This is a genomic window from Priestia sp. D3YE.R1, from assembly GCF_049199565.1.
GTDB classification, from domain to species: Bacteria; Bacillota; Bacilli; order Bacillales; family Bacillaceae_H; genus Priestia; species Priestia aryabhattai.
Genome location: NZ_JBLTHW010000001.1, coordinates 541,243 through 557,531, shown reverse-complemented (window position 1 = coordinate 557,531; position 16,289 = coordinate 541,243). Strand labels below are relative to the sequence as shown.

18 protein-coding genes are annotated in these 16,289 nt (G+C 38.4%); 1 reads left to right on the top strand and 17 read right to left on the bottom strand.

What is annotated here, in order from left to right; translation table 11 throughout:
- Nucleotides 1-142 precede the first annotated feature (142 nt).
- From aroB to ACOZIR_RS02840, 16 genes are all read right to left on the bottom strand, one after another.
- Complete coding sequence (gene aroB, locus ACOZIR_RS02915) at nucleotides 143-1,225, bottom strand: 3-dehydroquinate synthase (RefSeq protein WP_045292895.1); 1,083 nt, start codon at nucleotides 1,223-1,225, stop codon at nucleotides 143-145.
- Nucleotides 1,225-2,397, bottom strand: coding sequence for a chorismate synthase (aroC, locus tag ACOZIR_RS02910; RefSeq protein ID WP_045292897.1), 1,173 nt, complete (start codon nucleotides 2,395-2,397; stop codon nucleotides 1,225-1,227). Before aroC ends, aroB begins: the two co-directional genes overlap by 1 nt.
- Nucleotides 2,398-2,531: 134 nt before the next feature.
- Nucleotides 2,532-3,314, bottom strand: coding sequence for a CheR family methyltransferase (locus ACOZIR_RS02905; protein WP_045292899.1), 783 nt, complete (start codon nucleotides 3,312-3,314; stop codon nucleotides 2,532-2,534).
- A 211-nt stretch (nucleotides 3,315-3,525) separates the two neighbouring features.
- Nucleotides 3,526-3,975, bottom strand: coding sequence for a nucleoside-diphosphate kinase (gene ndk / locus ACOZIR_RS02900; RefSeq protein WP_013059010.1), 450 nt, complete (start codon nucleotides 3,973-3,975; stop codon nucleotides 3,526-3,528).
- Nucleotides 3,976-4,090: 115 nt separating this feature from the next.
- Nucleotides 4,091-5,056, bottom strand: a complete 966-nt coding sequence (hepT, locus tag ACOZIR_RS02895) for a heptaprenyl diphosphate synthase component II (protein WP_013084891.1) — start codon at nucleotides 5,054-5,056, stop codon at nucleotides 4,091-4,093.
- Nucleotides 5,057-5,137: 81 nt separating this feature from the next.
- Nucleotides 5,138-5,842, bottom strand: a complete 705-nt coding sequence (locus ACOZIR_RS02890; protein ID WP_013059012.1) for a demethylmenaquinone methyltransferase — start codon at nucleotides 5,840-5,842, stop codon at nucleotides 5,138-5,140.
- Nucleotides 5,843-5,846: 4 nt separating this feature from the next.
- Nucleotides 5,847-6,641 (bottom strand): heptaprenyl diphosphate synthase component 1, encoded by a 795-nt coding sequence (locus ACOZIR_RS02885; protein WP_045292900.1) that lies wholly within the window; start codon nucleotides 6,639-6,641, stop codon nucleotides 5,847-5,849.
- A gap of 279 nt (nucleotides 6,642-6,920) precedes the next feature.
- Nucleotides 6,921-7,151, bottom strand: a complete 231-nt coding sequence (mtrB, locus tag ACOZIR_RS02880; RefSeq protein WP_028411509.1) for a trp RNA-binding attenuation protein MtrB — start codon at nucleotides 7,149-7,151, stop codon at nucleotides 6,921-6,923.
- Nucleotides 7,152-7,176: 25 nt separating this feature from the next.
- Nucleotides 7,177-7,743, bottom strand: a complete 567-nt coding sequence (gene folE / locus ACOZIR_RS02875; RefSeq protein ID WP_013059015.1) for a GTP cyclohydrolase I FolE — start codon at nucleotides 7,741-7,743, stop codon at nucleotides 7,177-7,179.
- A gap of 148 nt (nucleotides 7,744-7,891) precedes the next feature.
- Nucleotides 7,892-8,164 (bottom strand): HU family DNA-binding protein, encoded by a 273-nt coding sequence (locus tag ACOZIR_RS02870; protein ID WP_013059016.1) that lies wholly within the window; start codon nucleotides 8,162-8,164, stop codon nucleotides 7,892-7,894.
- Between the two features lie 373 nt (nucleotides 8,165-8,537).
- The gene (gene spoIVA, locus ACOZIR_RS02865; protein WP_013059017.1) at nucleotides 8,538-10,016 is read right to left on the bottom strand and encodes a stage IV sporulation protein A; all 1,479 of its coding nucleotides are present in this window, start codon (nucleotides 10,014-10,016) and stop codon (nucleotides 8,538-8,540) included.
- Between the two features lie 229 nt (nucleotides 10,017-10,245).
- Entirely contained in the window at nucleotides 10,246-10,968 is a 723-nt protein-coding gene (locus ACOZIR_RS02860) for a hypothetical protein (RefSeq protein WP_045292901.1), read from the bottom strand.
- A 24-nt stretch (nucleotides 10,969-10,992) separates the two neighbouring features.
- The gene (locus ACOZIR_RS02855; RefSeq protein WP_028411511.1) at nucleotides 10,993-11,196 is read right to left on the bottom strand and encodes a DUF2768 domain-containing protein; all 204 of its coding nucleotides are present in this window, start codon (nucleotides 11,194-11,196) and stop codon (nucleotides 10,993-10,995) included.
- A gap of 315 nt (nucleotides 11,197-11,511) precedes the next feature.
- Nucleotides 11,512-12,543: an NAD(P)H-dependent glycerol-3-phosphate dehydrogenase gene (locus ACOZIR_RS02850; protein WP_045292903.1), complete on the bottom strand. Its 1,032-nt coding sequence runs from the start codon at nucleotides 12,541-12,543 to the stop codon at nucleotides 11,512-11,514.
- 17 nt (nucleotides 12,544-12,560) lie between these two features.
- Nucleotides 12,561-13,871 (bottom strand): ribosome biogenesis GTPase Der, encoded by a 1,311-nt coding sequence (gene der / locus ACOZIR_RS02845; RefSeq protein ID WP_045292905.1) that lies wholly within the window; start codon nucleotides 13,869-13,871, stop codon nucleotides 12,561-12,563.
- A 297-nt stretch (nucleotides 13,872-14,168) separates the two neighbouring features.
- A complete protein-coding gene (locus tag ACOZIR_RS02840; RefSeq protein ID WP_045292907.1) occupies nucleotides 14,169-14,774 on the bottom strand; it encodes a YphA family membrane protein in 606 nt (201 codons plus the stop codon).
- Nucleotides 14,775-14,894: 120 nt separating this feature from the next.
- Between ACOZIR_RS02840 and ACOZIR_RS02835 the strand changes: the two genes are divergently transcribed.
- On the top strand, nucleotides 14,895-15,032 hold the full coding sequence (locus ACOZIR_RS02835) for a YpzI family protein (protein ID WP_013059024.1): 138 nt from the start codon (nucleotides 14,895-14,897) through the stop codon (nucleotides 15,030-15,032).
- Nucleotides 15,033-15,062: 30 nt separating this feature from the next.
- Here the strand turns inward: ACOZIR_RS02835 and ACOZIR_RS02830 are convergent, their stop codons facing one another.
- Nucleotides 15,063-16,277, bottom strand: a complete 1,215-nt coding sequence (locus ACOZIR_RS02830; protein WP_045292909.1) for an MFS transporter — start codon at nucleotides 16,275-16,277, stop codon at nucleotides 15,063-15,065.
- Nucleotides 16,278-16,289 lie beyond the last annotated feature (12 nt).

Genomic DNA, 16,289 nt, shown 5'->3' with positions numbered 1-16,289 from the left:
ACTGTCTCATTCTCGTCTACCCTAATCTCAACTAAACTGTCTATTGTTTTCTCATAACTAAAATCTCTAAACTAACTTGTTACCAATTGTAGTACGTTTCAAATTCATTTGTCAACTACTATCTACTTGGCTTTTGAAGAAACTACGCTTGAAGCTCTTCATTCAGCAGCTTAAGAATTACTTCATCTTCTACTTGTTGAACAAAAGGTTTTCCTATGCCTTCAAGCAGTACCATATGAACATTGCTTGATTTGGACTTCTTGTCTGCTTTCATTCTCACGAGCAGCTTTTCAGCTGAAAGGTGGTTTGGAACAGACGTCTCATAGCCAAATTTTTCAAACCATTTCGCAATTTCAGCTACAGGGAACTCACTTTTCCCAAGCGTATTGCTGACTTTCATAGCAAACAGCATCCCAATGGCTACGCCTTCTCCGTGACTGATTTGTCCATAGCCGCACTCTGCTTCGATAGCATGACCTAACGTATGTCCAAAGTTCAGGTGAGCGCGAACGCCAGCTTCTGTCTCATCTTCTTTTACAACAGATGCTTTGACTAAAATACCGCTTTGGATAGCATAAATTAATTTTTCATCTTGTAAATCAGTCAGCGATTGTATATTTTGCTGAAGCCATTCATAAAATGCTTCATCGTGAATAAAAGCGTGTTTAATCACTTCTGCAAAACCGGAACGCCACTCTCTTTCAGGAAGCGTTTTAAGAAGATCAATGTCATAAACAACCGCTTCAGGCTGATAAAAAGCGCCAATCATATTTTTTCCAAGCTCATGATTAATGGCTACTTTACCACCTACAGCACTATCGTGAGCAAGAAGCGTCGTTGGCACTTGAATAAACGAAACCCCTCTCATGTATGTAGCGGCTACAAATCCAGCTAAATCGCCAACTACCCCTCCGCCGAAAGCAATAACGAGCGCATTGCGGTCAAGCTGCTGCTCGAGTGCAAATGTCTGACAATCGTAGTAATGTTGAAATGACTTTGCATGTTCACCGCTTGGCACTACGTATTTAGCCACTTTAAACTGCGTCTCAATCGCTTTTACAACCGCTTCTCCATAATATGCATCTACAGCTGAATCAGTGATGATTAACACGGACGACAGATTAGGTTTTACACTCTCAATAATAGAAGGCAGCTTTTTAATTAATCCATTTCCTAAATAAAGAGGATATGTTTTGGATAAAGTTTGAATATCAATTTGCAACATTAAAACTCCCTCGCATGTGCACGCATTTTCTCAATATTTTCAGCAATTAAATCAATTCGGTCTTGTCCAAACTGTTCGATTAGCGCATCAGCCAATTCCCAAGCTACAACGGCTTCTGCGACAACGCTTGCTGCCGGCACAGCGCAGCTGTCTGAACGTTCGATGCTTGCCTCGAAGGCTTCTTTTGTTTCAATATCAACACTTTTTAACGGCTTGTAAAGCGTTGGAATAGGTTTCATTACACCGCGTACTACAATTGGCATACCTGTTGTCATGCCGCCTTCAAAGCCGCCTAAGTTGTTTGTTTTACGGGTATATCCATTCTGTTCATCCCATAGAATTTCGTCATGAACTTCGCTTCCTGGTCTGCGAGCCGCTTCAAATCCAATCCCAAACTCAACGCCTTTAAATGCATTAATGCTCATAACGGCTGCAGCAATCTTCGCATCTAATTTACGATCGTAATGGACATAGCTGCCTACTCCTGCTGGCACGCCTTCAATAATAACTTCTACTACGCCTCCGATAGAATCGCCGTTTTTCTTAGCATCATCGATTGCTTGCATCATGTCTTTCTCAACAGCTGAGTCAAAACATCTTACTGGAGAAGCTTCAGTGACTTCTTGAAGTTGCTCTAAACTTTTGTATTGAGGCGGATTTGCCTGTACGCCGCCAATTTCTAATACATGTCCAGCTACAGAAATCCCGAACTGAGCAAGGATTTGACGAGCCACAGCACCTGCTGCTACCCTTACAGTTGTTTCACGAGCTGAAGAACGTTCTAATACATTTCTCATATCGCGATGACCATATTTAATAGCGCCGTTTAAATCGGCATGCCCTGGTCTTGGTCTTGAGATTTTACGCTTTACTTCTTCTGATTCTTCTTCAGAAATTGGCTCGATGCCCATAATTTTTGTCCAGTGTTTCCAGTCGTTATTTTCTACCGCTAACGTAATAGGAGATCCTAGCGTATAGCCGTGGCGGACACCGCTTAAAATTTCCGCTTGATCTTTTTCAATTTGCATACGTCTTCCGCGACCATGACCTTTTTGTCTTCGCGCTAAATCTGTATTGATGTCTTCGGCTGTTAAAGGAAGCCCTGCCGGAACACCTTCTAAAATAGTAGTCAACTGTGGACCGTGTGATTCTCCTGCTGTTAAATATCGCATAATCGTACCTCCGCTTAATATGTATTATTCGTCAGAATTTTTCCATTTTTAAATATGACTATACCATACTATAACATAAGAATATATAAAAAGTTTCACCTCCGCTTGTAAGAAATCGCTTCAAGTTATCTCAATTAAATGGTCTTTACTTTTCTGTAAAAAAACGTATCAGCCGTTTCAAATCCATACTTTTGCGGAGTAAAAACCTGCTCTGTGCTTCCTACAAATAAGATGCCGCCAGGTGCTAAAGCTCTGCTAAATTTTTCATATAAAGTATGCTTTGCTTCATCTGTAAAATAAATAAGCACATTTCGACAAACAATCAAGTCAACGTTTTTAGGAAAAGAGTCTGACAGTAAGTTATGTTTTTGAAAAACAACTGTTTTTTTGATTTTTTCATCTAATAAGTACCCGGTTCCTCTTTGTTGAAAGTACTTATTTTTCATCGAAACAGGCATTTCCTGAAGTGAACGTTCATCATAAAAGCCTACTTTTGCTTTTTCTATCACTTTTTCATCCAAATCGGTCGCCAATATAGAAATACGCGAAAGCGGAAAAAATGTTGATAAAACCATCGCTAGTGTATATGGCTCTTCCCCTGTTGAACAGGCAGCGCTCCACACTTTCAGATCTGTTTTTCCTTTTACAAGAGTCGGTAAAATTTTTTGCTCCAATATATCCCACCGCTGATAATTGCGATAAAACTCTGACACGTTAATCGTCATCCGATCTAAAAACTCCTCAAGCAGTTCGTTGTTACTGTTCATTGCTCGATAATATTCAAAAAAACTAGTAAATCCTTTTTTTTCATACAGCGAGGTGAGGCGGCGGTGCATTTGAGACTGCTTATATAGTGACAAATCAATGCCTGTTTTTGTTTTTATTTTCTCCACAAACGCGTCGTATTCATCTATCATTTTTGACTCTCCTTTCTCATTCCTATACATTTATGTTAGACGTATAAAGAAATAAAACCTTTATATACGCTTATCTTCTTATTAATATATCGGAATACATTATGAAAATGTTTATGTAAGGAAATCTTTGCACTTAATAGCCTAGAAGCCTATTTATAAACACAACAAAAAAGACGAATGAAAATTCATTCGTCTCTTTGCGCTATCTAGATTAGTAAATCCAAGCGTCTGCGTCTTTTTTATAGAAAGTCAGCTCTTCACTTTCAAAGAATAAGCTGATTTCACGCTCCGCACTTTCTGGTGAATCTGAGCCGTGAATAATATTCTTATCGACAATCAGTCCATAATCACCTCGAATAGTTCCAGGAAGCGCTTCTTGAGGGTTAGTTTTCCCCACCATTTGACGTGATACTGAAATCACGTTTTCACCTTCCCACACCATAGCAAAAACTGGACCTGATGTGATAAATTTCACTAACTCACCGAAGAAAGGTTTCTCTTTATGTTCACCGTAGTGTGTTTCAGCTAATTCCTGCGAAATATGCATAAGCTTAGCTCCAACTAATTGAAAACCTTTTTTCTCAAAGCGAGAAATAACCTCACCAATAATGCTTCTTTGTACCCCGTCTGGTTTGACCATTAAAAACGTTTTTTGTATCATTTTACTCTCCACCCCTGAAGTTCATGATATGTAAACAAGTTTTGAAAGCGCAATCACACCTCATGAAGATATTAACATTGTTTCGAGCAGTTTACAACTTATGAAAGTAAATAAATCAAAATTTCCGTTTTCCAATGTACTTCGCAATTTGATGCAGCGTTTTTTTCGCCTTGTTTGGCGGCAGTTCTTCTAAAATGCTCATCGCTTTTTGCAGATAACGATCGCTCATCTCAAATGAACGTTCAATGGCGTTAGAAGATTTAATATCAGAAATAATTTCATTGATCAGCTCTTGCTCATATTCCCTCTCGAAAAGCTGTTCTACTTTATCTCGAAACTCAGCATTTTCAATGGCATACAAAACTGGCAGCGTAATATTTCCTTGCAATAAGTCGCTGCCAACTGGTTTCCCAAGCTGTTCTTCTGATGAGATAAAATCTAAAATGTCATCGGTAATTTGAAATGACATTCCCACGTAATATCCAAACCAAAATAAACGTTTATGTATATCTTCAGGAGCTCCCGCTGCAATTGCGCCTAACTGACAGCTTGCAGCAATTAGCAGTGCCGTTTTACGTTTAATTCTACGCAGATACACGCGTAAGTTTTGGTTTAGGTTGTATTTGTCCTTAATCTGTTCAATTTCACCGAGCGTTAACTCCACCATCGTATTAGATAAAATTTTATGTGCTTCCACATCTTTAACCTCACTCATAACTTCAAGTGCACGAGCAAAGATGTAATCCCCAGTATACATAGCAATACGATTGTCCCATTTTGCCTTAATTGTTGGTTTTCCGCGTCGCTTATCAGCGTCATCAATAACATCATCATGAACAAGAGACGCCATATGAATCAGCTCAAGCGCTACTGCCACATGTTTGATTTGGTCGATGTTGTAATGCCCAAATTTAGCTGCCAACAAAACAAATACAGGGCGAATTCGTTTCCCCCCTGCTTGTAAAAGGTGAAGAGAAGCATCTGTGATAAGTGTTTCATCGGTATGAACAGTTTGTTCAAGTTCTTTCTCAATAAGGGTAATATCCGTATTCAAAAAAGCGTACATCATTTTTAGTTTCATTGGACTCACCTTGCATTATATATTCATTCTTTACTCCTTATCCTACAGGCTGTTGCACCTGTAGGACAAGCTTTTTCTCTTTTATCGTTTGTACCCTAGATGCATCGCTGCTACTCCACCTGTGTAAGATTTCACTTCAACATCTGTCAAACCGGCTTCACGGAACATATCAGCCAATTGCTTTTGACCTGGAAAGTCCCTAGCTGACTCTTGAAGCCATGAATATTCATCATAACTTTTAGCGACCATCTTTCCAAGCGCAGGCATAATATACTTAAAATAAAGCAAGTACATTTGTCGGTAGCCAATCATCGTTGGCTGAGACGTTTCAAGGCAAACCACTTTTCCGCCAGGTTTCACGACGCGCTGCATTTCCTTTAAAACTTGAAGGTAATCAGGCACGTTGCGCAGTCCGAATCCAATTGTTACATAGTCAAATGAATTATCTTCAAAAGGAAGTTCCATTGCATTGCCATGTAGTAAGGTAATATTTGAAAAAGGTGAGTTTTTTACTTTCTCTTCACCAATCTTTAGCATATTTTGACTAAAATCCAGGCCAACTGCCTCTCCTGTTTCTCCAACTGCTTCAGCCATAGCTAGCGTCCAATCCGCAGTTCCGCAACAAACATCTAAAGCTTTTGTTCCTTTTTGAACATTCATTCGCTTCATCGTATCTTTGCGCCATGCCTTATGACGCTGAAAACTAATAACAGAATTCATTTGATCATAATTTTTGTATATTTTTTCAAATACGCCATGGACACGCTGTTCTTTTGATTGCTGCATATCTCTATCCTTCTCCTACGACATTTTTCAACACTTCTAAGCTAGATGTAAGTTCATCTAAGTGCTCTCTTAAAGACTCATTCATTGCAAATTCACTTCGGAAGTATCCTCTAACAATATTTACAGACTGTTGAGTATACGAATAAAGGTATTCTTTTATTTGTTCTTGATTCATGCCAATTTGTTTGCAATAGTTTAGCAAGAGAGTAGGCTCTTTATGCTGTAATGACTTTAATTGCTTTAATATCCCGTTCAAATACGCTGCATGTTTTAAAAGTTCTTTCCACTCTTCACGTTCAAAATAGTCACATAAGCATCTTACAAACGATGATTCTGCTGCTAAAAAACTATTCATAACGTCGTGTGGATTAGTAGAGCGATTGTTATAAATGTGTATCTTAGCGATATTAATTTCTTTAATAGCAGATGCTATAACTTTCATTAAATTCAGCTGGCTGCTTTGAGCTAAATAGTAATAGTACAGGCCGCTGTAATAATCTCCGGCCAAAACTACCAGCTGCCGCTCATGCAGCTTCCCTTCATTTCCGCTAACATTTTGAGTGGAGACTAGATCGTGGGTATCAAGTGCGGTTTGAACGAGCATCACAGATAGCACAGAGCTGTTCTTTTTTTCTTCTTCCATTGAAAGAGTATCTAAGAACGAACACATGTACAGTAATCTATTTTCATCAATACGCGGATGATGAATATATTTTTTTACATATGGATGACTTAATTCAACATGAAGCTGTTCTTTCATGTTGGCCACAATATCATAGATGGTTTTTACGCTCATCATCCTTGTCTCCCTTTCCATCAACTATTTGTTTAAAGTTCTTTTAACTCCAAATCGATAGTGTCAATTATAACATAATTACATTATAAAATATCCTTTAAATTCTTTTGAAGCTTTTTCACGGTTTAAATCCTTTAGCTGCTCATCCGCTTGAACACCGTTCATCTACATACCATCTTGATTTCTTAGATAGTAATTTAAGATATTGCTTTTAGTTTCACCATGTTTTTCCTGTTCTTATTCATCTATTTTAAATATAAATAAAAGCAGGAAAATCCCTGCTTATTTTTTCGTATCGGATTCAATTTCTCCGTGAACAGTCTGAACGACGGCTTTGCCACGAATTTTAATTGCTGATGTATGCTCAGTAAACTGCGCAATCATCACTTCGCCTTTATCTAGTTTTTCTGAATGATGAAATCGCGTATCTGCTCCTCGCGTTAAGCCAATTACGTTAACTCCATCTTCGACCGCTTTAATGACAATATACTCTGGCGTTCCTTTTTGTGTCATATTCTCTTCTCCTTCATCATCCACATTATGATTTAATCAATGATAAAACTTCAGCTCTAGAACTTGCATCGTGTTCTAACACTCCACGCACAGCAGAAGTGATTGTCATAGCCCCAGGCTTTTTAATGCCTCGCATGGTCATACACATGTGCTCTGCTTCCACTACTACCATTACCCCGTGAGGCTCTAATGTTTCTACAATAGAATCCGCCACTGTAGATGTAATTCTCTCCTGAAGCTGAGGACGTTTCGCAACAGCTTCTACCGCTCTTGCCAGCTTACTTAAACCGGTCACTCGTCCGCCTTTTGGAATATACGCAACATGAGCTTTTCCGTAAAAAGGCACTAAGTGGTGTTCACACATAGAGTAAAAAGGAATATCTTTTACAAGCACTAGCTCTTCATGATCTTCTCCAAAAACTGTTTTAAAATGCTCTTTTGGATCTTCATTCAACCCGGAAAAGACTTCCTCATACATTTTAGCTACTCGCTTTGGTGTATCTAATAATCCTTCACGGTTTGGATCTTCGCCAATTGCTTCTAAAATTAGTCTCACAGCTTGTTCGATCTGTGGTTTATTTACAGATGACATGTTGTTGCCCTCCAATTCGTTGCATTACGACTTTATGAAAAAAATTCTAGCATATGTATATACCAAAGGCAAAAAAGAAAGGTCGCAAATGTGCGACCTTTCAAAGCTCTTCATCAACGGCTATGAATAAAGCCATTTTATGTAGATATTATTTTACAGCATCTTTAAGAGCTTTACCTGGTTTGAATGCAGGAACTTTGCTAGCAGGAATTTCGATTTCTTCGCCAGTTTGTGGATTGCGTCCTTTACGAGCAGCACGTTCACGTACTTCGAAGTTACCAAAACCGATAAGTTGAACTTTGTCCTCAGCTTTTAAAGCTTCTAAAATTGTATCGAAAACAGCATCAACTGCTTTTGTAGCATCCTTTTTTGAAAGCTCACTTGCTTCTGCAACAGCATTAATTAATTCTGTCTTGTTCATGCCATTCACCTCCTCCCAAAATCGGATCATATAATAACTAAAAACCTTGTTAGAAAAGGAATCTAGTAATTCGTTATATCTCATTCTTTAACAAAACAAATGGATATTATACATAACCTATGTATCGACAAGCCTAATCATAAACGATTGAACTAAATAATTCAATGTTTTTCATTCATCTGCCGTGTGTATGTAGTGAAAACAGTATGATCGATCGATTTCTGTTAAAAGATTAACATATTGAACAAGGCATAGCAAGCAGAAAATAACGCAGGAATAGGATAACCACGCGATCTATCACAATATATGTAAAGTTTTGTATGATCTATCCAAAAAGAAGAGGCTCCTTTATGAGGAGCCTAACGTTATATTCTTATAAAATAATCGCGATTAAACCTCCAGATCCTTCGTTAATAATCCGTTCTAGCGTTTCTTTTAACTTATATCGCGCATTTTCAGGCATCAGCGACAGCTTTCCTTGAATCCCTTCTCTTACGATTGAACTTAGAGAGCGGCCAAATATATCTGAATTCCAAATTGAAAGCGGATCATCTTCAAAGTCTTGCATCAAATAACGAACTAATTCTTCACTTTGCTTCTCCGTTCCGATAATCGGCGCAAATTCTGATTCTACATCCACTTTAATCATGTGTATAGAAGGTGCTACTGCTTTTAAACGAACTCCAAAACGCGATCCTTGGCGAATAATTTCAGGTTCATCAAGGCTCATATCTGAAAGCGAAGGTGCAGCTACACCATAACCCGTTTGTTTAACCATACGAAGTGCATCAGAGACTTGATCATACTCAGTTTTTGCATGCACAAAGTCTTGCATTAGCTGCAGCAAATGATCTCTTCCGCGAATTTCTACTCCCACGATTTCTTTCAAAATCTGATCATATAAGTCATCTGGAGCGTATAAGTCAATTTCGGCAATTCCCTGCCCCATCTCAATTCCGGCTAATCGAGCCTGATCGATAAACTCAAACTGGCTAAATTGCTCTACTACCCGTTCAACGTCTCTCAGCCTCTTAATATCTTTTACCGTTTCTTTAACGGCTTCTTGATAGCTTTCACGCAGCCAATGTTTATCTTTTAAAACCATTACCCAGCTTGGTAGATTAACGTTGACTTCTAACACAGGGAACTCGTATAGCGCTTCTCTTAATACGTTCATCACATCAGTGTCGCGCATGCTTTCCACACTCATCGCTAATACTGGGATATCATATTTTTCATTAAGCTTTGCACGAAGCTTTTCTGTATCAGGATGATATGGCTGTACGGTATTAATGACCATGATAAATGGTTTGCCTACTTCTTTTAGCTCATTAATGACGCGCTCTTCTGCTTCCACGTAATCTTGACGAGGTATATCTCCAATTGAGCCATCTGTTGTAATGACGACACCAATCGTTGAGTGTTCTTGAATGACCTTTCTCGTTCCAATTTCAGCCGCTTCATGAAATGGAATTGGTTCCTCATACCAAGGTGTATTGATCATTCGAGGTCCATTTTCATCTTCGTACCCTTTAGCGCCTGGCACTGTATATCCTACACAATCTACTAACCGTATGTTAACTTCTAGCCCGTCATCTACCAAAACATTAACTGCTTGATTCGGTACGAATTTCGGCTCAGTTGTCATAATCGTTTTTCCAGCTGCACTTTGTGGTAGTTCATCTTGTGTGCGAGCTCTTTCTGCCTCGTTCTCGATGTGAGGCAGGACCACCAGCTCCATAAATTTTTTAATAAATGTAGATTTTCCTGTTCGAACTGCTCCCACCACACCTAAATATATATCGCCTCCTGTACGTTCAGCGATATCTTTAAATACATCCACCTTTTCCAAAAGATCCCCTCCGATCTATGAGTTCATGGAATATGACATCCATTGCGAGAGTAAATTAGGACACTATATAGTTATGACGTTGTCCTATTAAAATATGACTTTTGATAGAAAAATTTATGATTTTTTTCATGCACATGCTGACTTAGTCATTCTGATTTTCATTATTGGTGTACAAGAAAGAGAAAACCCCTTCTCTCTGAATATTATTCAAGGAGAAGGGGTTCATGACTTATTTTTTTAAAAATATTGGTTCATTCTTATTGTTGACTGTATAAGGAAGAGAGTAAGCAGGTACAAAATCACTGTTTTCCACAAGGAGCTTTCGGATATCTTCACCCGGTTTGTAGGAGCTTTTATGCTTTTGAATGGCATCATACAAATCAGGACGATAATCTACAAATACATCTCCCTGCCCATTAACAATTAACGAAAGACTATTACCTGTATACGGGCTAGTAACGACAGGAGGTTCTTTCATATTCAATTTCTTATAGTTAATAGAGAATACGCCGGGAGCGATGACGTCTTTAAACGGTACGTACCCTTTATGGTTTTGGCGGTATATATTCAAATGTACATTAACATCTTGAATCGTATCCGCCATCCGTAAGTCTAATAATTTAACCGTAGGCTTTGTTTCTGCATCCACAAGCACGTACGCAAATATCCCTCCGCTTTCATACGAATTCCCAGGTGCGTCTTGCATGTATCTAGGAACAATTTTCGTAAAGTCAATCGGATATTTTTGATAAATCGGCGTGTCCATATCTTTCGTTTTTATCGGCAATAAGCCTCCGCTTTCTTGTTTAAATTGATCAACGGCCGTTTGCACGGAAGCAACTTGATCTTTATAAGGAACTTGATTTTGAGACATTCTTTCCGTCGGGTACAAACAACCGGATAATACAAAAATGGTTAACCCAACAATAGACGTTAGCATGAATTTTTTCATTTTTCTCACCCTACCATATGTACATTAAGCATCTGTCGGACCGCTGAATACAACAATTACCATAATAAGACCTGCTACAATCATGAGCGAATAGGCAATGAAAGCGAGTACAATTTTACCAACGCGGTTCGTGATTTTATAACGACTAAAGTAAATAGAAAATACCGCAATAAACATAAATACAATGGAACCCAATGAAATCCACATCTTTAACAAACCTGGCGACAAATTGCATCCACTCCTTTTTTCACCGTTATTATAACATAAGGACTTATAATTAAGACGGATATTAATAGAACATTCTAAATTCACTATTTATTTATCTTCCATTGATTTACGCTCTATAGTAATTACTTTCCTATTAAATTGACAAATTCCTGCTTTTTCACATAAAAAAAATCGAAGCGAAGGGGGCTCTTCGCTTCGACCATAACTAAATATTCCCATACTAACAGTTCTACTCATCTTTATTTACACGTTATTTTATGCAAGTAAATGATTTTGGGTATCACCAATTGCCTATTTTTTCATATTTCTTTGCACTTAATTTAATTTTTCTCCTAAAACATTCGCTAAATCTTCCATTTCATGTGTTTTAGTACGAGACATAAGCGCGTCTACTGCATCTTTTGCCTTCACATCATTAAACAGTACATTATATAAAGCATCAGCAATCGGCATTTTCACGTCGTATTTTTGAGATAGCTGGTAAGCTGCTTTCGTCGTGCGTACACCTTCTACAACCATTCCCATATTTTCTAATACTTCGTCTAAATTTTTGCCTTTTCCAAGAAGATTACCAGCGCGCCAATTTCGAGAATGAACGCTTGTACACGTTACAATCAAGTCTCCAATCCCGGTTAAACCTGAGAATGTCAGAGGATTGGCGCCAAGCACCGTACCTAAACGAGCGATTTCAGCTAAGCCACGAGTCATAAGAGCGGCCTTCGCATTGTCACCATATCCAAGTCCATCCGTGATACCAGCAGCAAGAGCAATAATATTTTTTAACGCTCCACCAATTTCCACACCAATCACATCAGGATTTGTGTAAACACGGAAGTACTGTTGATTATTAAATAAATCCTGCACTTTTTCTGCTGCTTGTATATTTGTTGAAGCTGAGGTCACGGTTGTCGGCTGCCTTCTGCTTACTTCTTCAGCATGACTCGGACCTGATAAGACAACGATGTCTTTTGTATCAATTTCTTGTTGAATCATTTGAGATATACGTAAAAGAGAATCCGGTTCAATTCCTTTACTTACGTGAACAATTGTAAACAGTTCATCGGTAAGGGATTTTAGCTGTTGCAACACTTCACGAATGGCCTTCGTTGGAACAGCTAAAATGAGGGTTTCAACACCCTCTATTGCCTTTTCTAATGACGTAAAACCTTTAATCTGAGAAGGAAGCTCTACACCAGGCAGATATTTTTCATTCTGATGCGTCTCGTTGATTTGATCAATGACTTGTTGTCTATGTCCCCAAATGCGAACATCGTGTCCATTTTCTGCCAATACGAAAGCTAATGCAGTTCCCCAACTCCCTGCTCCTAGTACAGCTATTCTTTCCACGCCGATCACATCCTCTGTTATTTTCTTGGTCTTGCAATAATTTTAATTGGAGTTCCTTCGAATCCAAAAGCTTCACGAAGCTTATTTTCTAAGAAACGTTTATATGAAAAATGCATTAGCTCAGGATCATTTACAAACACAACAAAAGTTGGCGGCTTGATTGCTACTTGAGTTGTGTAATAGATTTTTAAGCGGTTGCCGTTGTGAGTAGGCGTAGGGTTCATTGCTACTGCATCCATAATTACATCATTTAAGATGCTTGTTTCTACACGTACCGCATGGCTTTCGCTTGCAAGATCAATCATTGGCAATAGCGTATGCGTACGTTTTTTCGTTTTAGCTGAAAGGAATACAATTGGAGCATATGTTAAGAACTGAAAATGCTCGCGTATATTTTCTTCAAATTTTTTCATTGTTTTTTCATCTTTTTCTACTGTATCCCATTTGTTCACAACGATTACAACAGCTTTTCCAGCTTCTTGTGCATAGCCAGCAATCTTCTTATCTTGTTCAATAATACCCTCTTCAGCATTTAATACAATTAAGACAACGTCTGAGCGTTCAATTGCCTTTAATGCGCGAAGTACGCTGTATTTTTCAGTACTCTCGTACACTTTTCCACGCTTTCTCATTCCAGCTGTGTCAATAACAACATATTCTTGATCTTCTTTTGTAAACTTCGTATCAATAGCATCGCGTGTCGTACCGGCGAGATCACTGACAATAACACGGTCTTCACCTAGAAGAGCATTAACTAATGAAGATTTCCCTACGTTAGGACGACCAATCAATGAAAATTTAATGACGTCTTCTCCGTAATCTTCGTCTTTTTCTTTTGGAAAGTGCTTAGCTGCCTCGTCTAGCAGGTCACCTAAACCTAAACCATGCGTTCCTGAGATTGGGAACGGTTCTCCATATCCTAGTGCGTAAAAATCATAGATTAATTCTCTCATGTCAGGATTATCTACTTTATTAACGGCTAGGACGACGGGCTTTTTGGATTTGTATAAAATTTTCGCCACTTCTTCATCAGCTGCAGTAATTCCATCGCGTCCATTCACTAGAAAAATGATTACGTCCGCTTCATCAATTGCAATTTCTGCCTGCTGTTTGATCTGTTCTAAAAATGGCTCATCTCCAATATCAATACCACCAGTATCAATAATGTTAAAGTCCATATTTAGCCACTCACCTGAACTATAGATACGATCACGAGTTACACCCGGAATATCTTCTACAATAGATACTCGCTCTCCTACAATTCGGTTGAAAATTGTTGATTTTCCTACGTTGGGACGACCAACAATCGCAATAATTGGTTTTGGCATACGATTCTTCCCTTTCCTTGATCTTTTTTATGTATCGGCAACCAGTCTTTAATCGACTAAAGGTATTTATCTACATGTACAAATAAATAAGATCATTCTTTTTTCAAAAATCGAGGCCATGCAGCGTGGCATGACCTCTACTAATCGATCATAAGCGATAAAGCAGGATTTTTATCAGCTCTTTCTTACACTGAACTGATTAACTGCCTACCCGCTGAATAAGCATTACTCTTTCAATCAAACAATTTTATCAAAAATCACCGGTAACAACAATATAATTTTACGAAATCTCTTCTTCTATTTGTAAGTACTTTGCTTTTGCCTGTGAGACTTCAGCACGTACAAATCTAAATAAGCAGAGAAATAAACCAGCATCTCCCAGATAAACATCGCTCCTACTGCTGTTGCTAAAACGTCGAGTGTACGAAGAGACCCTACTTCATAAGATGCGATATCCCGAATGACAACTGCGTATAAAAAATCTCCTCCAACTACACCTAAAATGATCGCTGCGAACCTTTTTTCGGCATCTTTAATCACCATAAAGCAAATATATAAGATAAGTCCAGTCAAAATCCACTTACGATCAATAAAAATCCAGACAGGATCATAGAGCTCAAGTAAACAAAAACTAGCATAGGCAATTATTATAATGCCGCATACAATAACATAATATAACTGCTGAAATCTGCTGTAGCCTGAAGCATAAACACACGCTACTCCCACTAAAAACAAAGCGGTGTAGCTACATGAAAACTGAATCATATGCATGTTCATTCCGCTTAGGAGTATACTGATTAATATAATGGCTGCTACCTTCCAACGCCTAGCTGTTTTAGGCATAAGAAAAGTCGCAACAATCCATCCCATCCACGAAAGCCAATAAAAGAAAATTCCGTCCACTGAATATGGCACCTCCCCTATCTGTCATCAGTATGTATCAATTTTGGAAAACTTAATCGGAGTTTTAGAATAGAACCGGTTATTTTGGACAACCTATCAGAAAAAAGGAGGGAATCTAAAATGGGAAAAGATCGTCAAGAGAAAAAATTAAAGGAATCAAAACGAGTTGAATCTGACCGTGATCAAGGACTTCACTATCCGGGAGCAACTAGCTTGCAAAGTCCTGAAGAAGCGCGCGAGTTAAATGAACATAAATAAAAAAATGCGCTGACTAAGTCAGCGCATTTTTCATTTTAAAACTGGATGTGAAACAGGATAAGAACGTTCTTTCTGTCCTGTAAACAAAAAGAGAAGTCCTCCCACTAACAATAGTGCTCCTGACAAATAAAATCCAAATTCCATACTTCCAAGTTTATCTGCAAAATATCCGGTAATGTAAGGTGCAAAGATCGATGACAGCATGCCGCTGAAGTTGAAAAAACCGTACACTTTAGAGTACATGGACGATGGAGTAATATCCGCCATATACGAAATCAAAATAGGATCTAATGCTAATTTCCCTATCAGACCGTACACAATTAAGCCGATTAATAGCCAAGAATAACTCTGTGTATAGGGAATAAAAAATTGACATAAAGCGCCCGCTACTGACAAACTGACAATTAATGCTTTTTTATTTGCAATTCGATCCGATATATAACCAAAGAAGATTGCTCCTGGTATAGACGCCCAAGGTACTAAAGATGCTATAATGCCTGTTTGAGACCCTTCTAAGCCTCGCGAGTGCTGCAAATAATAAGGAAGCCACGTCAGCATCCCAAAAAATCCGTAAAGAGAGCAGAAGATTAAAATGTATACGAAAATATGATTTCTTGTAAATAATACTTTTAGCGACTGCTTTATTTCTTTACTTGGCGAATTTCTTTCTTGATCCCTTTGCTTATCTTTTACAAAGAAAGCTATTAAAATAGCTATTACTATCGTCGGAATAGCAAATAAGTAAAAAGTAAACTGCCAGTCTTTTTCTAACGTATATGTAATGTATGTAGAACCGATAAAACCAAGTGATATACCAAACGCCATTCCACTATTGATGAGCGCAGATACTAGACCTCGGTATCGTTCGGACGTGATGCTTGAAGAAATTCCGTATTGTGAACCATAATACGTTCCTTCTCCAAGTCCTGTCAGCGCCCGCATGAGCAAGAACATACCGAAAGTAGTTGTAAGTCCTGTAAAGAATGTGGCAACTCCAAACAAGATGTATCCAGCTACTAAAATCTTAACGCGACCAAATCGGTCTGCCAAAAAACCCGTTGGAATCTGCATAGCTGCATACGCTGCAAAAAACACGGTAGACATTAGCCCAAGTTCCGCTTTATTAAGATCCCACTGCGCACCGATATCTCCCATAATCGGAGATAAGATATTACGATCTGCATACATAAAAACCCAGCCTAAAAAGAAAAGAAAAATTGTAAATATAGGATGCCCCTTTTTCATTACGCCACCTCT